Annotated in this window: 15 protein-coding genes; 12 read left to right on the forward strand and 3 right to left on the reverse strand. The window is 43.8% G+C overall.

The features are described from left to right. Nucleotides 1-86: 86 nt before the first annotated feature. On the reverse strand, nucleotides 87-1,478 hold the full coding sequence (locus ACYQ2N_RS16550; RefSeq protein WP_460000435.1) for a hypothetical protein: 1,392 nt from the start codon (nucleotides 1,476-1,478) through the stop codon (nucleotides 87-89). A gap of 467 nt (nucleotides 1,479-1,945) precedes the next feature. Here ACYQ2N_RS16550 and ACYQ2N_RS16555 point away from each other — a divergent pair, with 467 nt between their 5' ends. Then, nucleotides 1,946-2,275 carry a LytTR family DNA-binding domain-containing protein gene (locus ACYQ2N_RS16555; RefSeq protein ID WP_460000568.1) on the forward strand — a complete coding sequence of 110 codons (330 nt, stop codon included), beginning with the start codon at nucleotides 1,946-1,948 and terminating at the stop codon, nucleotides 2,273-2,275. Between the two features lie 403 nt (nucleotides 2,276-2,678). Here the strand turns inward: ACYQ2N_RS16555 and ACYQ2N_RS16560 are convergent, their stop codons facing one another. After that, a complete protein-coding gene (locus tag ACYQ2N_RS16560; protein ID WP_460000436.1) occupies nucleotides 2,679-3,293 on the reverse strand; it encodes a hypothetical protein in 615 nt (204 codons plus the stop codon). A 555-nt stretch (nucleotides 3,294-3,848) separates the two neighbouring features. Beyond that, the gene (locus tag ACYQ2N_RS16565) at nucleotides 3,849-4,100 is read right to left on the reverse strand and encodes a hypothetical protein (RefSeq protein ID WP_460000437.1); all 252 of its coding nucleotides are present in this window, start codon (nucleotides 4,098-4,100) and stop codon (nucleotides 3,849-3,851) included. 538 nt (nucleotides 4,101-4,638) lie between these two features. Here ACYQ2N_RS16565 and ACYQ2N_RS16570 point away from each other — a divergent pair. The 11 genes from ACYQ2N_RS16570 (at nucleotide 4,639) to ACYQ2N_RS16620 (ending at nucleotide 17,579) form a co-directional block, all read left to right on the forward strand. After that, nucleotides 4,639-5,604, forward strand: coding sequence for a hypothetical protein (locus ACYQ2N_RS16570; protein WP_460000438.1), 966 nt, complete (start codon nucleotides 4,639-4,641; stop codon nucleotides 5,602-5,604). A 182-nt stretch (nucleotides 5,605-5,786) separates the two neighbouring features. Continuing rightward, complete coding sequence (locus ACYQ2N_RS16575; RefSeq protein WP_460000439.1) at nucleotides 5,787-6,317, forward strand: RNA polymerase sigma factor; 531 nt, start codon at nucleotides 5,787-5,789, stop codon at nucleotides 6,315-6,317. A 3-nt stretch (nucleotides 6,318-6,320) separates the two neighbouring features. Beyond that, entirely contained in the window at nucleotides 6,321-7,073 is a 753-nt protein-coding gene (locus tag ACYQ2N_RS16580; RefSeq protein ID WP_460000440.1) for a DUF4367 domain-containing protein, read from the forward strand. Between the two features lie 25 nt (nucleotides 7,074-7,098). Further along, complete coding sequence (locus tag ACYQ2N_RS16585; protein ID WP_460000441.1) at nucleotides 7,099-7,530, forward strand: hypothetical protein; 432 nt, start codon at nucleotides 7,099-7,101, stop codon at nucleotides 7,528-7,530. 131 nt (nucleotides 7,531-7,661) lie between these two features. Continuing rightward, complete coding sequence (locus ACYQ2N_RS16590) at nucleotides 7,662-8,606, forward strand: hypothetical protein (protein WP_460000442.1); 945 nt, start codon at nucleotides 7,662-7,664, stop codon at nucleotides 8,604-8,606. A 206-nt stretch (nucleotides 8,607-8,812) separates the two neighbouring features. Then, nucleotides 8,813-10,600 carry a hypothetical protein gene (locus tag ACYQ2N_RS16595; protein ID WP_460000443.1) on the forward strand — a complete coding sequence of 596 codons (1,788 nt, stop codon included), beginning with the start codon at nucleotides 8,813-8,815 and terminating at the stop codon, nucleotides 10,598-10,600. A 99-nt stretch (nucleotides 10,601-10,699) separates the two neighbouring features. After that, a complete protein-coding gene (locus tag ACYQ2N_RS16600; protein WP_460000444.1) occupies nucleotides 10,700-11,629 on the forward strand; it encodes a hypothetical protein in 930 nt (309 codons plus the stop codon). After that, nucleotides 11,629-11,775, forward strand: a complete 147-nt coding sequence (locus tag ACYQ2N_RS16605) for a hypothetical protein (protein ID WP_460000445.1) — start codon at nucleotides 11,629-11,631, stop codon at nucleotides 11,773-11,775. Before ACYQ2N_RS16600 ends, ACYQ2N_RS16605 begins: the two co-directional genes overlap by 1 nt. A gap of 200 nt (nucleotides 11,776-11,975) precedes the next feature. Continuing rightward, entirely contained in the window at nucleotides 11,976-13,886 is a 1,911-nt protein-coding gene (gene glgB, locus ACYQ2N_RS16610; RefSeq protein ID WP_460000446.1) for a 1,4-alpha-glucan branching protein GlgB, read from the forward strand. Continuing rightward, nucleotides 13,873-16,389: a glycogen/starch/alpha-glucan phosphorylase gene (locus tag ACYQ2N_RS16615; RefSeq protein WP_460000447.1), complete on the forward strand. Its 2,517-nt coding sequence runs from the start codon at nucleotides 13,873-13,875 to the stop codon at nucleotides 16,387-16,389. The genes glgB and ACYQ2N_RS16615 overlap by 14 nt, the downstream gene beginning before the upstream one ends. Next, nucleotides 16,386-17,579 (forward strand): glucose-1-phosphate adenylyltransferase, encoded by a 1,194-nt coding sequence (locus ACYQ2N_RS16620; protein ID WP_460000448.1) that lies wholly within the window; start codon nucleotides 16,386-16,388, stop codon nucleotides 17,577-17,579. Before ACYQ2N_RS16615 ends, ACYQ2N_RS16620 begins: the two co-directional genes overlap by 4 nt. Nucleotides 17,580-17,596: the final 17 nt, after the last annotated feature.

Raw genomic sequence — 17,596 nt, forward strand, 5'->3', positions numbered from 1 at the left:
TAGGTTTTTAACACCAATCTACCGTATCAGGGCATAGCAAAGCTAACCCATTAAAGGGCTCTTCTTAAAACGACTAGAATCAGGACTTAGGCAGCCATCAGGTTCAAGTATTGATCGATCTCCGATAAAACCTCTTTCTCGAAATGCTTGTACCAAGCATCAACGTGTTGGAGAGCAGCAATTACAAAGGTGCGGAAATACCAATGTTTCGTACTGCGGACCTTAGCCTCTTCAAGGTGGTAATCACACTTCTTGCGTTTATTAGAACGCTCCGAGGATGAACGTTTCTTGTACTTCTTCCTCCAGATAGCTGAGTCACGTGGCGGAGCCCTAAAAAGTCTTAGGTTTTCCTCAAACGTCGTATAGACAACACGGCCATACGGTGAAGAAGAACATGGTTTAGGATTTAGACACCTGGCTGCTTTCCCGACTGCTACCGGACAACGCCATTTGGTTCTTCTGCGTTTAAGGTTTGGTCCATTGTAGGCCATCGGGAATCCGCATTTGCAGATAGGTACTCCTGACGGTGTAAGATTAAACTTCTCGTGCTCAGGGTCAGACACCCTACGGGGATTAGCAGCAATGATAGGGGTGATGTCCCACGAATCCAGTAAACAGTAAATGGGATAGGCATCATGGGCAGAATCCAGGCTTAGCTCAGCGAAGGAGAACTCCGGATACAACTTGCGCGCTTTGTCTAAGGCAGACACACACAGAATACTATCATGACGCTTAGCCGAGGCCAGCATAAAGTAGATGGGCAAGTCATAAGGGCTGTCCGAAGCGACAAACTCATAGAGAGAACGACCCCAAAAATACTCTTCTCGATAGCTATCCCAACCCCAGGAAGCGTCTGGATCAGAAAAGGATCTTGGGCAGTCGCAGTTAAAAATACCTTGTTCCTGGCAAGAGCAGGTTTTGCGACCAAATCGGTTTGACCCACTCCTGACGGTGGTACCGTCACCGGCAAGAGAAAGATTCGCTCGATCCCCTAAGAGACCGAAATGAGCCGAAGGCAGGACGAAGCAATCCTTAAAGAGGCTCATCACAACATCATAGGGAGCAGATGGTGCCGGAGAGTCTTGGTACTTGGCAACCCGGTTCACCAAGCGCTCAACGCTACCTGGGTGTTTGGGAGTTTCCATTTTCTCATTTCTTTTACCCTTTTGGCGTGGTTTGGGGTTAGGAGATTTAAGGCGAGGCTTGGTATGTCCCTGTGCTAACCAAATGCGGTCAATAAACTCGTAGTACGTGCCAACGCCGGGAGTGTCATTGGGCTCAAATCCGCAGAGAACAGCAAGCACCGGCTGGGATTTCAAGGCTTTTACCCATTTAGTAATACTCACAGAGCCTTCTAAGCCCATCACAAAGAAGGAGCGCAGCATAGCCAGAGGGTCACGCGGAACTTTACCGCGCTTAGAGAAAGCATAACAGGACTCAAGAATAGGAATTGCTTTTGACAAATCTGCAAGCCACACTTTAACAATGGTCCCCTGATAGTTCCTTAGAATCCGTTTCTTTTTTAGTGAGCCTGACCACTTGGAAAGATGAGAAATGAGAGACTGACGGAATTGATCATGAGATTTCCACTCGATAACCAGAAGGAATCACCCCTTTAACCGTAGTAGGCAGTAAACAATGCCTCCAGCGCGATTTTTGGGGTAATTTCTAAAAGTCAAGGAGTTTTAGGTCGAATGGTGAACTTTATTTTTCGACACGAGTTTTGAATCTACCGATAGAGATTTGAGGGTAATAACTATTAAAAATCACATTAAAAATTGCTTTTGCTGGAGGAACCAATTTTGGCGAATCCCGCAAGGCAATAAAATAGCCCTCGGAAGATTATCCGAGAGCGTACTAAATTAAGAAGGGAGGCTGAAACTATTTGATTTGGAAGGAGTTACTATAATTAGTCAATTAGACTGGGGATGATATCGCTGTGGAGATGTTCTTTGCAAGGAATGAAGATTATTTGCAAGCGATTGAAGTTAATGACGTTTATTTTTTTACCATGGAAAATGGTAAAGTTATTGCAGTTTTAAAAAACAGGCGATTGCAATTATCTACCTCCTTATTTATGGTCAACGAATTACTGGGGAAAAGAGAAACATTTTTTAGATGCCACAAGAGCTATATTGTAAACCTGAGTAAGATTGAAAAAATCAGCCGATACAATAACAAGACCTATAACATTAAATTTAAAGAAATTAAGGAACAAGCCTATATTACCGAAGCTAATTTGAGAATTCTTAAGGAGAGATTTATTTCCTTATAAAATTTCCAGCAGATATAAGCATCATAGTAAAAGGAAAAACAATTTGGTATAATTAATGAAAGAACGAATTCTTAGCCCTATATGAAATCTCATAATAAATAGGGGATGATGATTAAATGAAAAGAAGAATACTTGTTTCACTCTTGCTATATAACATTTTTTTAATTCTAGTTTTGCATTTCTTTATAGATGTATCGTATTCTACATCTGCCATTATTGGATTTACAACCAGCTTAGTTATGCTGCTCTTTAAAATTAGAGAATATAGAAAGTTTAATAAGAAATAGTTGGGGTAAGTAAAATAGCTTTCCGTGAACGTTGTTCATAGAAAGCTATTTTATGGTATTAGAAGTCATATAAAGGATAAAAGGAAAGAACTATTCGAAGTAAATAAAATTGAATTTTAGAACCAAGGCGTTAGGATAGTGCCGTACTGTGATGTCACAGTAACTTGTCCACCAGTCCAATCAGAATTTTTGGACGTTCTTTGGGTTTTTTGAATTTCATATTGGGGATAAATATTCCCATTTGAATCGTATGACGGAGGCCCAACTTCTCTCCATTGATAACTGTGGTAATAATAGACTCGTTCCGTATCGTACTCAACGAAATAGTATGATCCCCAAGCCACAGCCGCAGTTGCAGCAATGGAGTATGCGTTAGAGCAGGTACCCGTTAAGAAGCCCCCTAAAGCTGTTGAAAATGCCGTCCTGGTTGCTTTTTGGAATATATTATTAGTTGCTACATTGTACTGTGACATGGGTACCCAATCGGTCGGATATGACGTTGCTGCAGCATTTATCAGGGTTGTCTCACCCGATGCAGTTTTTACTTCCTTCATCAGGGTTGTCTCACCCGATGCAGTTTTTACTTCCACCAAATTCGGCTCTACCATATCTGTTTGTGCTAGTGTTGAAGAAGTTTCAGGTGTTGTCGGTGTTGCTGTGGCAGCAGACACAGGCGATAAAGTGCTGAAAAAAAGCATAAACGCCAAAAGAAATACAGAGATCTTTTTCATACTTTTCCCTCTCTTCCTTAAACTTAACATCTTGATTCAATCCTCCTTTCCTATTTCAGTTCCTATGAATAGAATAAACCCTGTAAAATATTTTTGTTAAATTTTAGGTTGAGAGGGAATCAAGTTACGTCAATCCTTCCGAATAGCGAGATAAAACTGATTAAAAGTAGATATAAGTTTATATAAAGCAGTTTTACTTATAAAAAAGCCCCCCGTTTTCTCATAATTTATTCTCAAAAAGTTTGAGAATCATTCTTGTAAAGTTTGAGAATATCTATTTATTCTCAGAAAGTTTTGAGAACATCTAAGGGGTAAGTGAAACCGTGGAATTAGCTGATAGTAAGACTTCTGTGGAATTTATTTCCTCAGCTAAGTATCAAACTTTATGAGTCAGAACCTATGCACTTAATGGCAGTAAATGGTTAACAGAATAATCCTTACCCCAAAACATTCGAATTTTATCTGGCCAAAATGAGTCAAAAAGCCTTGCAAATCTACCGGGAATAGCCCCCGGGTATTTTTATGTTCCTTGTTCAAGATCTTCTTTTAAATGGGCTAATTTGCATCTTCCCTAGCTTCCCGTAATTTCTCCTCAAAAACTCTTCTAAACCAAGCAGTTCTGTTTCTGGTCGGCGGATACTCATAGAATTTATCATTGACTTTGCAGATCGCTTCAATCATCTCAGTTTGATCATAACCCTGATCCCCGGCCAGTTCCAAGGCCAGAGGCAGTAAATCGTAGAAACCGGTGGTAATGAAGAATTCTTCTAATTTCGTTTTATCCGGCCAACCAATATTTAAGGACACAGATATGTCGGTGATGTCCTCACAGTAGATTGGGGCGGCGCTCCGGCTCGAGACACATTAGACCACGCAATGTTTGTCACGGGTGTAACCGGAACCGCTGGGTCACGTACCAAAGACGACGTAAAGATTGCAGCCCATACAAACGCTACCAACAGCGCATATGAAGTTCTTTCCTCGTATACTTCACAGTCAATAGGATCTTTTAGTATAGATACTGTTATGAGCGGATACTATTCTGTTCCTCAACCGTAAGCATATTAATTGTGGGGAGAGGCTTAAGTCTTCTCCCCTCTTTAATAATAAGATGACCTTCATGAAAGGAAGTCTGTGATGAAAACACGAGGTTTTCTTTTTATTCTTTTTTCTCTGCTGCTCTTATTAAACGGATGTTCAACCTCGAGTAGCCAGAATCCCGTTGTTGCTCAAATGGCAATGGAAACCATTCATTATGAAGGGCCATATAAATTTTCTATTGTGCAAATGAAGGGTTCTTCTACAAAATATTGATGAAAAACCCTCATATTCCGGGACCTTTGATTTGGTTGTTCAGAACGGCAAAGGTGCCGAAACCAGCCGCAAGTCCCTTAACCAGTACTTCGGGAATATGGAACTGACTATTGACGGTCCGGTTAAGCTAACCGTTCACGATTACAACGCTGATAATTTGCTCGATATCCCCATTGGCTTTTCCGCCGGTGATAGCAGTGAATATAAATATGTTATCTTCAGTGTCGGTAAAGATGGCCAGATTTTTTCATTGCCGGTAAAAGGTTATAAGGAAAATAGTTTTGTTTATACCGCCCCCGGCAGCTGTTCGATTGAGTTTACTCACACTATTGGCACTGGAGAAGGGAAGAGTTTCGGTATATTAATTGGCGTAGAAAAGCAGGGCGGCGGTTTTGAACCTGCCAAGTATACCTGGGACGGAAAGCAATTTGAGTTTGAAAAAGAAAATCCTTTCGTTATTTCACGGGTAAAATTGAGTCAAAATAGGCAAAGAATTTTTATCAAAATCATACAGACTGAATACAAAAAACCTCTTACACCTGGTGAGCCGGGCTTTAGTATTGATGAAAGCATGTACAGGGGCCGTTTTGACCTCCTCAGCCAAAATAGCGCCGGCAAGGTTATCAGCCGAATACCGCTCAACACATACTTCGGCAATGACGATCTGGGCTTTGGAGGAAGTTTCCCTCTTCTGTTCGAGGATTATAATAAAGACGGCAATTATGATTTTGCGATTGGCCGGCCGGTCAAAAACAGCCCGGAGTTTCAATATGTTTTATTCAGTATTAATCCGGAGGGAACAGTTTATAATCTGCCGGTTGTTGGCTATAAGGAAGATGGCTTTGTTTACAGCGCGGAGGCACAAGCAAGATTTCCTTTACTGAAAGATGGAGAAACCGGTTTCGAAGTCACTCTCAGCAATATGACCGCTAGTGGTTTTACCCAAGGAAAATATGTATGGAACGGCACTCAATTTGTTTTTACTGACTCCGACTGAGCCTAGACCGCAGTTGATTACTCTTATCTTACAATCCCAAAGTAACTAAGAGTTCCCTCTATCCTGCAAAAATATTTTCAATTATGTGTAACTTTTCGGGCTTCTAAATCGTCTTACTAATGAAGGATTGAAAATGAGCACTTTTATGTGCAGTAGATTCTGAGAAAGGGGGTGTGTGGACATTGCCGCCTCTTGACCAGGACCCTCATCCGCTCGAAATATTTCGAATCTTGTTTGAACAATCTTACAGTAAGCTCTTTCGAATTGCCTATGCCATAACGGAAGACAGAGACCAGAGTAAGGATGCCATCCAACAAGCTTTCCTGAATGCTTATAGCAAGATTGACCAGCTCAAGGATAAGACCAAATATGTCACCTGGATTACCAGTATTACAGTGCATGAAGCCCATAATATCATACGAGCGAATAAGATTCGCAAAGTGATCCCATTTTCGGAAGTGTCTCATAGACATGGCCATTCTTTTGAAAATCAATTCTTACTTAGGGATGAAGTCACAAGAGTTCTTAATCAATTGTCTCAAAACGATTTGGAAATTTTGACACTTAGATATTTTTCGGAGCTGACCCTAGAGGAAATTTCCCAGACCTTAAATATAACTAAAGGAACAGCTAAAACTCGTCTACATAGAGCGCGAACTAATTTCAGAGAAATCTTTTTACGGGATAATCCGGAGGAAGTGTTAGGAGGATAAGCAATGAGTCTAACAGATGAAGAACTTGACCGAAAAATAAAGGAAACGATAACCCGTGAATTGGAGCAAATACCTGTTCCTCCGTTTGAGGAGCAATGGGAAAAGGTTAAAGCTTACCTTGTGCAAAGGCAACAGAAAAAACAACGGTTGATCCGTAGAGCTATAGCGGGATCTGTGGCCGCCGTGGTGATTATAACAAGCTCCTTGACCATCTTTAAGCCGGTACAAGCTTTAGCTTTTGGGGAAAAAGTTGTTCAAATCTTTAGCCAGATGGTCGGCAAAACGACTAAAAACGTGACGTTAACTATTAGCAATGAAGTTCCTAATATAGAAGCTCCAACTGTCAACAACTTAGGAGGAACTGTTGAGCAGGAAACAACTCTAGTGGAAGCTCAGAAAGCCGTTGATTTCAAAATCGTAGAACCTAAATATTTACCACCAGGAACCACTAGGCAAAAACTTGTACTTAGTAAACTAGGGGCAAACATTATCAAAATTCGGATGGAGTATCTTTCTCAGGGTCATTTGATGATGTTTACTCAGCAGAAAGTTAAAGGCAATGTTTCTCAGGGTTATATGTATGATACGGATGATACGGAAGCTAAGAATTTGGAAATCAACAGTCATCCGGCTACCCTGTTAACTCGCAAAGATGCAATAACCCTATTAACGTGGTACGATCGGGGACTCTTGTTTGAGCTAAAAGGACAATTATCGGAAGAAGATCTTGTAAAAATTGGTGAATCGATAATGTAGGTAAATAATTTTGGGAGGAAAGAATATGAAGAAGCTATTATTACTATTTATGGTCCTTGTAATCCTATTCACACCTGTAGTAGCGTTGGGTGAATCAAAAAGCGTTTACAGTGGTTCAATAGTACAACCTTTATCTTATCAAAATCTGGCGGGAGGCTATTCTCAATTAATTGATAATGGAGACGGAACCATTACTATCTCGGGGTATACCTCTACTTATAACTCAGTTTCTGAGATTGGTTTAACCTTAAAACTTCAATATTACGCCAATGGGAATTGGTATACACTTCAAACCTTTAGTTACTCGGATAAAAATACGTCTTATGTATCAGGAGGACAGCATCTCTCTGTTTCACGCGGATACACGTATAGGGTGGCTGCGGAGCATACTGCCCTTAGCTACAGTAATACTTACGAATCAGGTTATTCCTATACCAACGCAGTTTATATTCCTTAAGAGCGACAGGGGCTTATCTCATATAATGGGAGAAGCCCTTTGATTTTAGTCTGGAGTTACAAATGCACTAATTTTATGATATTTTAAGGAAAACAAATGAAATGGATATTGCACCCAAAAGGAGGGCCAAGATGAGACGGGTTATCCCGGCCTTAGCTATCATCATAGCCGTGATGCTGATTACAAGCTCACTGCTTCCAACCGAATCAATAATTAGGGCTGATTCCATGTCCATTAATCCTCCGGCCGGGCCCGTAACCCTGGAAGAGAGATTAATGGCTAGCGTGAAGAAAGATAAAATTTGTGGGATGTACAATAACCATAGGATTCTTGGGCCGATTAAAGCAGTTTGGAATTACAAGGCTTTTGTGCTTGCATATGATGGCAGGTCAGGTGAACATTATGTCAATTACGTGCTCTTTACCGATAAAGATGGCGAGATAACATTATTTGGTGGGGGCGGCGGAGCTGCTAATGATAGAGGAGTTCCGGTATCCTTTAGCGGAGGCGGGGGGGAATCCACTACTCTAGGCTCGTATTGGGTGACGTATGGAGAAGTCTTTGATCCGAGGGTGGCCAAAGTTGAAGTGTTCTATCCAGATGGGGAATCTGTGGTTGAAGAAGTAACGAACGGAGGATACTTGACCGTAAAATACGGAGTTCGTGGGGCCACGGGACTGAGAGTTTATAATGATAAATCAGAGGTAATGTTCAAAATACTTCCTGAAACCTTTGCTCACTCCGCCGGTAAGTTAAGATTTACAGAGTTATACCCAAGTTCATTAGCGGAAATATCCAGGCTTTATATACTTGACGGCCGAACTGGCCACAATTTTACCACTGAAGATGAACAAAGGATCGACCGGTTCTTGCAGCTAATGAACTCCCTGACCTTTAAGAAGAAATTGAATCAGACTCCACGCACGGGTTATCTTTATTTTGTTGATCTCTTTCAGGGAGATACAAAGGTCTTACGGATTACATTTGCTGGAGATGTTCAGATCGATGGGACCTATTATAGCGTTGACAGGGATATCGGAGAGGACTTAGACAGCTTTTATGAAGCCCTTAGATAGGAGTATAGCCGGGGAAGGGGCAAAGCCTATGGAAGAGAAGCTAATACCCGCTATCTTGACAGTCTTTGGGGTTCTACTGCTCATTTGGCTTATTCCGCAACTTGTTAAAGTTTGGCGAATTTCTCATGACAAGAGTCTTGAACCAGCCGAGATGCATATTATACCGAGATTATAAGCGAAGAATGTTCCTGGGTGGAGGTGGGAAGATGAAGAAAAGCTTTTTGTTCTTGGTCCTTTTCTCTTTATTGTCATTGGTTTCGGGTTGTGGCAGCAGCGTTGGTGTTGATAAGGATACACTCCCCCAAGATAAGCTGATACAATCTAATGAATCAGTGTTTGCCGAACCCCCTAAAATAACGGTTGCAACTCATCACGAGGAAGAATTAAGTGAACCACAAGATGTCATAGGGAACATTCTCAAACTGGCCGGGAATGGTTTTTCTTTTGACCTGGTGTTCGCAACCGAGATGGACAAAGACAGCGTGCTCAAGGGAGTCAGACTTGAAGGCTACCAGGGGAGCAAAGCGGAGATCGCTACCTTTGACGGTAAAATATTTCACTGTAATTATCCCGACCCGGAATGGGACAAACCTTACATATTTTACGTAGAGAAAGAAATTAAGGATGCACAGGGTCGAACACTGCTTGAAGAGACCCGACTCGAGGTGACTATAACCAAAGATACATTTGCTAATTTCACTTTGTTCGGGGAAGATGGCACCTATGAAAATCTTCGCACTTCCATCGCGAATGCTGCCCTGGCTTCCGGATTAGCTCTTACTGATGCGCCTAAAGTTGTTGTCGCCCAATTTTCCAAAGAGGTTAATTCTAAAAGCGTAGAGAACTCTATTGCTAAGGGATTTGAGGGACGAAAGGTGAACTACCGGCTGGAGTGGCTCGACCAGCAAAAGTTAAGGATGGAGCTAAACGGGTTTGAGAATTCCGAGAAGCCCTATAAGATATCCCTGGACGATGCGGTGGATACAAATGGTTTTAAGATTTATGGCAATCTCTATTTCACAACGGGCAAACCTTGCGAGATCGGTTATGTTGAGGTAGCTTCAAAAAATCACAGCGTTGTAAATAAGTTCAGGGATATGCGGTATGAAATCTGGCACAGCCCTTATGTCGGTGACTATGTTATCGTAGATTATCCAGCTCCCAAAGTCTTTGACCTTAAGTCCAAGCAATTTGGGGACGAATTTGCAAGGATGGACTATGTGATGTTTGGGCGCAATCTGGGGATGAAAGCTGTCTGGTTTAACCAAGACAGTGTGCTTTTTTATGACCATGAACAAGGGAAAATAAGGCGGCACACCTTTAAGGATAAGCGTGTCCAAGATCTGTTCAAACTTCCGGGGGCGTCTCAAAACAGTGAAAAGCCGATAGAGATGGTTTTATCTCCCGACCGCCAAAAATTAGCGCTTGTAGACATCGCTGGGGGCGGGGTTGAGAGCAAATTCGACATTTCTGTCTTTTCTCTGTCCGGGAAGCTTCTATTTCAGAGTGAAAAATTCCCTATTCCCAGAATGGTGCAAAATCTGGTAGCCTTTAACTTGGCTTGGTTGGACGATCGTAATCTTGTTCTGGAGAACGAGCGCCAAGATATCGTAAGAATCGATATTCAGACCGGAAAGAAGCAGCTATTAGTGTCGAACGCGATTGAGCCAGTCGTTGATCCCCTAAGCGGTAATCTCATGGTGACAAGAACTAAAGAGCGTGATGATAGAGGCTATTACGAGGACAGAACTTATCTTGTGATTAAGGATGGTGTGGAGACCGAAATAGGCAGGGGCTCTGCAAATGAGTTTACAAACGCTTATTTTTTAGATAAAGATAAGTTAGTATTCAACCGCAAAGGGGATATTGTTCTCTTCGACCTCAGCAGCAAAAACGAGGAAATACTTGGACAAGGGGAAATCTTCGGGGTTTCCGAGGATAGAACCCGGGTGTATTACCTTACGAATTATCAGAAACTATTGTATTTTGATTAGGTCTAGCCTTAAAACCAGTATTAAGAAAATAAAATCCTAATAAAGCTTGTGAGCCACATGGGTCATTAAAACATGTCTACGGTAGAGTGGGGTGGGAGAATGACAAAGAAAACAGTAGTAGCCGCTTTTATGGCCCTTGTGCTTATGTGGGCAGGCAACCTAATCTATTTTCAAAAGCAGCAGCTTCCCCAACCGCTGTTCCTTAAGCATTATTATGACCTTAATGCCGGGGGCGATTCCCTGCTTGAGCTGCAGTTATATTATCTTGTAAATAAAAGCAGGGATTTAGAATTAACCGGCTTGGAGATTCCGGGAAAAGACATTCGCCTCCAAGTGGACAAAGGCGCAGCGTCTACATTCACTCATTATTACCTGAATAGCGCAATCATCAGGATCAATGGGCGGGAATTGGCAAAACTGCTCAGTTCAGGGGATGCGGCAATCACGAATCTGGTGGCGTCTTTCAGTGATGGGAGCAGGCAGGAAGTCAAGATTGGGGAAATTCATCTTGCCGGTGATAGGATTGCGGCGAACTCCCCTCTTCAAGTTCGAGCGAATGGTAGCTCCAACCAAAACAAAGGGTTTGCTCTCTTTTATGCAGATGCGCTGCTTGTGGTGAAAAGACTTGATTATCGCTTCCAAGATAGATTGGGCGATACGCTTAGGGTGTATTTAGATCGATCGGAAGCCCAGATGACCGAGCTAGGTCGTCTTAATGACTCAAAAACACATAGTGACGCACAAGCTCAGCAGGATGCGCTTGATAGTCTCAGTACGCCGGCTGGGCAGGAAGTAACTAAAGAAACGTTTCCTTTCACGGCGCAGGCTGGGGAAGCTTTCAGACTTTCGTATGCCTTTGCTTTCGATAACTCTAACCAGTCGATGGCTAATGATTACTATAGAATTGAAGGCAAAATAACCGGTGAATCAGATGGACAGTCCTTCGCACAGCGTTATTTCATCCACTATGATCCGTATTTCAACGAGGCGGCTATCAGAAAGATGATCCGGGAAAGAAGGGAAAAGTGATGGAGAGTGTAAAGAGCAATACAGAACCGGCCTATAACCGTCTCTTCTCGGGGCTTCTCTTAGTCTTATTCGATTTTCGCATCGCTTCCTTTGATCTCTTGCCTGACTTTGTTGGGTATTATTTTCATTATTGCCCCGGTCAATGACGCGGAAAAGGCAGAGCCTGAGAATCCTGCCGAAGTAAAACTACCAGGGGCTTATCTAAATATAAGGGGGAAGCCCTATTTTTTTTTAGCTTTTGTTTGATATTGTTTAAGTTACGGCAGGGAAATCCATGGAAACAGAGAAGATATTTAGTGAAAAGGGATAAACTAATTGTGGAAACCAGGGCAGAGGTTGTGATGTGATGGAGAAAACGTTTTTTCTTGATCAGGACGAAGCATACCTCTTTAATCGTGGAGAGCTGTACCACAGCTACCTCAAATTGGGCGCCCATATTATAGAATATAATGGTGTATGGGGAACGCATTTTGCAGTTTGGGTTCCTGATGCGGCAAGTGTGTGCCTGGTTGGTTCCTTTAATCATTGGTGTTCTACGAATTATTCAATGGCTGAAATCGGGAGCAGCGGGGTCTGGGTCATCTTTGTGCCCCAGGATCTACGGGGACAGCTCTATAAATATGAAATACACACCAAGGACGGGCAGGTATTTTTAAAATCTGATCCCTATGCTTTCTTTTCCGAATTCAGACCGGGAACAGCCTCGATCGTCTATGCCCTGGAGGGTTTTAACTGGGAGGATCAAGCGTGGCTGAGGCAAAGACAAGGAGTTAAGGCCCAGGAGATCCCTCTCCTGATTTATGAGGTTCATGTGGGCTCATGGCGCCGGAACAAGGATGGAAGCTATTTTAATTGGCGTACGCTGGCGGAAGAGCTGCTGGAGTATGTGCTGGAAATGGGCTACACCCATATTGAACTGCTGCCGATTATGGAACATCCTTTCGACGGTTCATGGGGATATCAAGTGACCGGTTATTACTCAGTAACCAGCAGATACGGCACACCGCATGATTTTATGTATTTTGTGAACCAATGTCATCGCGCCGGGATCGGGGTCATTCTTGACTGGGTACCGGGCCATTTTTGCAAAGATGCGCATGGTTTGGGCAAATTTAACGGAACGGCGGTTTATGAAGACACTGAAAACGAATCGTGGGGAACGTATAACTTTGATTTTGCCAAAACGGAGGTCTGGAGTTATCTCATTGCTAACGCCGTGTTTTGGTTGGACCGCTTCCATGTTGACGGGTTACGCGTGGACGGCGTGAGCAGTATGCTCTACTTAGATTACGGGAAAAATGACCTGTCGTGGAAACGCAACCGCTATGGCGGAAAAGAAAACCTGCAGGCCATCGTTTTTATGCGAAGACTGAATAAAGTGGTTTTTCACTATTTTCCGGAGATTCTCATGATTGCGGAGGAATCGACCGACTGGCCACTGGTGACCTATCCCACGTATGTGGAAGGGCTTGGCTATAATTTTAAATGGAATATGGGTTGGATGAACGATACCTTGCGTTATATGAGTCTCGACTTTTTCCGGCGCCGAGAGAACCATCGCTTGTTGACCTTCTCCCTGACCTATGCCTTTTCTGAAAACTTTATTCTTCCATTGTCTCATGACGAAGTGGTGCATGGCAAAAAGTCCTTGTTGGACAGAATGCCTGGGGACTACCGTCAAAAATTTGCGGGGCTGAGATGTTTATACGGGTACTTAATCGCTCATCTCGGTAAAAAATTGCTGTTTATGGGTGGTGAATTGGCTCAGTTTATCGAGTGGCGTGACCATGCCGAACTGGATTGGTTTTTATTGGAGTATGAGATGCACCAAAAGTTTCAGAAATTCGTCAGGGATTTAAATAAACTTTATCAGCAGGAAAGGGCTCTGTGGGAAAACGAACAGGATTGGTCCGGCTTTGAATGGATCGATGCTGATAACGATCAGCAGAGCATTTTAATTTTTTGTCGTAAAGCACGAAAAGCTAACGATTTCCTCATTATATTAATTAATTTTAATACCTATAGTTATAAGAACTTCCGCCTGGGGGTTCCACGCCAGGGGAGCTATCGGGAAATATTTAATTCGGATCAAGCGCTTTATGGGGGGGAGGATCTGGTCAACCGCTCATTGCTTTGGGCTGAAACGGTTTCATGGCATAATCAGCCGTTTTCTGTAAGCATCAACGTCGCTCCTTTGGCAACAATTATCTTAAAGCCAACCTTAACTGGGGGGGATAAACGGCATGTTTCCGGATAAAGAAAGCTTTAAGCAGGCCTATCTCGTAAAGTTGATGGAGGGGGATGTGAGCACTCCCGAGGACGCGACCCATTGGGATAAATTCAATGCCTTGGTCGGCTTGCTCAAAGAGAAGATGAGTTTTTACCGGGCCGTCAACAAGAATTCCATATCTCAGGGCAAGCGCGTTTTCTATTTCTCGATGGAGTTTCTGATTGGCAAATTGCTCTTGAATTACTTGATCAATTTCCAAATAGAGCCTCTCGTGCGCGAGGGTTTGGCCGAGTTGAATATTGATCTTGATGATTTATTGGAGCAAGAAGTGGACCCCGGCTTGGGCAATGGAGGTTTGGGCAGATTGGCGGCGTGTTTTCTCGACTCCATGGCTTTCTTGGGCATTGAGGGGCACGGAAACGGGATTCGCTATCAATATGGTTTATTTGAACAAAAAATTGTGGCGGGCAATCAGGTGGAGGTTGCGGACGACTGGCTCAAAAACGGGTATCCTTGGGAAGTGCGCAAACCGGAGAAGGCCGTCGTTGTCAAGTTCAAAGGGAATGTGCGCATGGAGCTCCAAGAGGGGCGGATGGTGTTTCATCATGAGAACTATGAGCCGGTATTGGCGGTTCCGTACGATGTTCCGATTATGAGCTATGATAATCCGGCCTACATTAATAACTTGAGGTTATGGAGCGCAGAGGCGATGCGTGAAGAACTGGATTTGGCTTCTTTCAATCGCGGAGAGTTTAACCAGGCCACCAGCTACAAATCGGAGGTTGAGGCGATTTCCTATATCCTGTATCCGGACGATAGCAGCCGCGCCGGCAGGGAGTTAAGGCTGAAACAGGAGTATTTCATGGTGGCCGCCGGGTTGGGGTCGATCGTGCGCAGTTATAAAAAAGGAAACCGTTCAAATTCCTTGCACGAATTCTCACGCCGGGTGGCGGTGCACATTAATGATACTCACCCTGTATTGTGTATTCCTGAGCTCATGCGCATCTTGATCGATGAAGAAGGGATGGGGTGGGATGAGGCGTGGAATATCACGGTTAATACCATGTCGTTTACCAATCACACCATTATGCCGGAAGCCATGGAAAAATGGCCGATTGACATGATGCAAAGCCTTTTGCCCCGCATCTATATGATCATTGAGGAGATTGACCGCCGGTTTAAGGAGGATTTAGCACGGAAATTCACAGAGGATGAGGAATTGATCCGGAAAACTCAAATATGCAAGGACGGCTATGTCTGGATGGCGAATTTGGCAGTGATCGGAAGCTCATCCGTGAATGGCGTTGCGCAACTGCACACCGAAATTCTCAAGGAAGAGGTCTTTAAGGAGTACTACCGGATTTTTGGTTATAAATTCAACAATAAGACCAATGGTATTAACCACAGGCGCTTCCTGCTCGCTGCCAATCCGCGCTTGGCAGGCTTGATCACGGAAGCCATCGGTCCGACTTGGAAGGAAGATGCCGGGGAACTCAGCCAACTTCATCGGTTTACGACGGATTACGGCTTTTTGGAACAGCTGGCGCAGGTGAAGTACGAAAACAAATGCCGTTTGGCCGCAAGGGTCAAGGCCCGACAGGGAATTGACCTAGATCCGATGTCGATTTTTGACGTCCAAGTCAAGCGCATTCATGCCTATAAAAGGCAACTGCTCAATGTGCTGAAGATCATGCATTTATACAACAGGGCACTCAACGACCCGGATTCAGTGGCTGGTTCACACACATTTATCTTCGGTGGCAAAGCGGCACCGGGGTATCATTATGCGAAAACGGTGGTTAAACTGATTCATGCGCTGAGCCGGAAAATAGAGCATGAGCCCAAAGTTAAACAAAAATTAAAGGTTGTCTTTATCGAAAATTTCAATGTGTCACAGGGAGAATTGATTTACCCAGCGGCCGATATCAGTGAACAGATATCGACAGCGAGTAAAGAGGCCTCCGGAACCGGGAACATGAAATTCATGATGAACGGGGCCATTACCCTGGGAACCCTGGACGGAGCCAATGTCGAAATAAAGGAGGCGGTGGGCGAGGACAACATCTTTATCTTCGGACTAACGGCTGAGCAGGTGTTGAATTATACCCGTTATGGCGGGTATAAGCCCTGGGACGAATACCGCGCAGACGCAGATATCAGAACATGTGTCGATCACTTAATTGGCGGATTTTTCCCCGAGCTGAGTGAGGAATTCAGGGTTTTGTACGATTCGCTCATGATTTATAATGATGAGTTCTTTGTCTTAAAAGATTTTCGTTCTTACGTTGAGAGCTATGAGAAACTCCAAAGGGTGTATGCGGATCAGGAAGCTTGGAACCGCATGTCCTTGGTCAATATTGCCGAGTCCGGGATCTTTTCCAGCGACCGAACCATCAGGGAATATGCCGATCGGATCTGGAAAATCAAATACCGTACGGTTAATAATATCGCATCCAGTCGCTGCTCGAAAGGCATGTTTGATACCCGAATACTTAATGAGAGAGAAAGGGGAAAGGGGCAATATGTATGAACAAGCAGGAATGCGTGGGGATGCTGCTGGCCGGTGGACAAGGAAGCAGATTGGGTGGGCTGACCCGGAATCGCGCTAAACCGGCTGTTTCGTTCTGTGGCAAATATCGGATTATTGATTTTACCCTGAGTAACTGCATGAATTCCGGCATTAACACCGTGGGTGTTCTGATTCAATATAAGCCGTTGTTGCTCAATTCCTATATTGGCCTGGGCTCAGCCTGGGATTTAGATCATCCTTTGGGCGGAGTTCACATTCTTCCGCCTTTTCTGGGGGAAACGGAGGGCAGTTGGTATCACGGAACTGCGAATGCCGCATACCAGAATATGGAGTTTATTGATTTTTATGACCCGGACTATGTGATTATTCTTTCCGGGGATCATGTTTATAAAATGGATTATACCCTCATGTTAAGATTCCACCAAGAGAAAAATGCAGAGGCAACCCTTGCAACGATTGAAGTTCCGTGGGAGGAAGCTTCGCGCTTCGGAACCCTTACCCTTGATGAAGAGGCGCGGGTGACCGAGTTTAAAGAAAAACCGGCTCACCCGGATAGCAACCTTGCTTCCATGGGCGTCTATCTTTTTAACTGGTCAACCCTTAAAGAGGCCTTATTTGCCGATGAAGAAGACTACCAGTCCGGGCATGACTTTGGCAAAAATATTATCCCGATGTTGCTCAAACAGGGAAAACGGCTGTATGCGTACCGGTTCCAAGGATACTGGCGGGATGTCGGCACGATTGAAAGCTATTATCATGCCAATATGGAGTGTTTAAGTGAGGGGCACTTCCTTAATATTTTTGATCCGAAGTTTCGGGTTTTTTCAAATGACGAGAGCTCACCTCCGCACTTTATCGGTTCTAGTGCTGAAATAAAGAACAGCCTTGTGTGCAACGGGAGTGTGGTTTACGGGCGAGTGTTTAATTCGATTCTGGCACCCGGGGTTTATGTCGGGGAAGGGGCACAGATTAGGGATTCCATTATATTGCCTTATGTTAAAGTTCACAAAGAAGCGGTGATCCGCAAGGCGATCGTCGGAGAAAAGGCGGAAATTATGCGTCACTGTGTGGTTGGGGTTGAGGGAAGCGTTGTCCCGGAGCAAGCGGGGATTACGGTCATTGAGGATGCTCATTTCTTAGCGGAGGGTTCAGTCATCGCAGCGGGCATGAATGTCAGCAGAGCTCGCTGAAACGATTTCGAAAGGGA

It is taken from the genome of Paradesulfitobacterium aromaticivorans, from assembly GCF_054657415.1.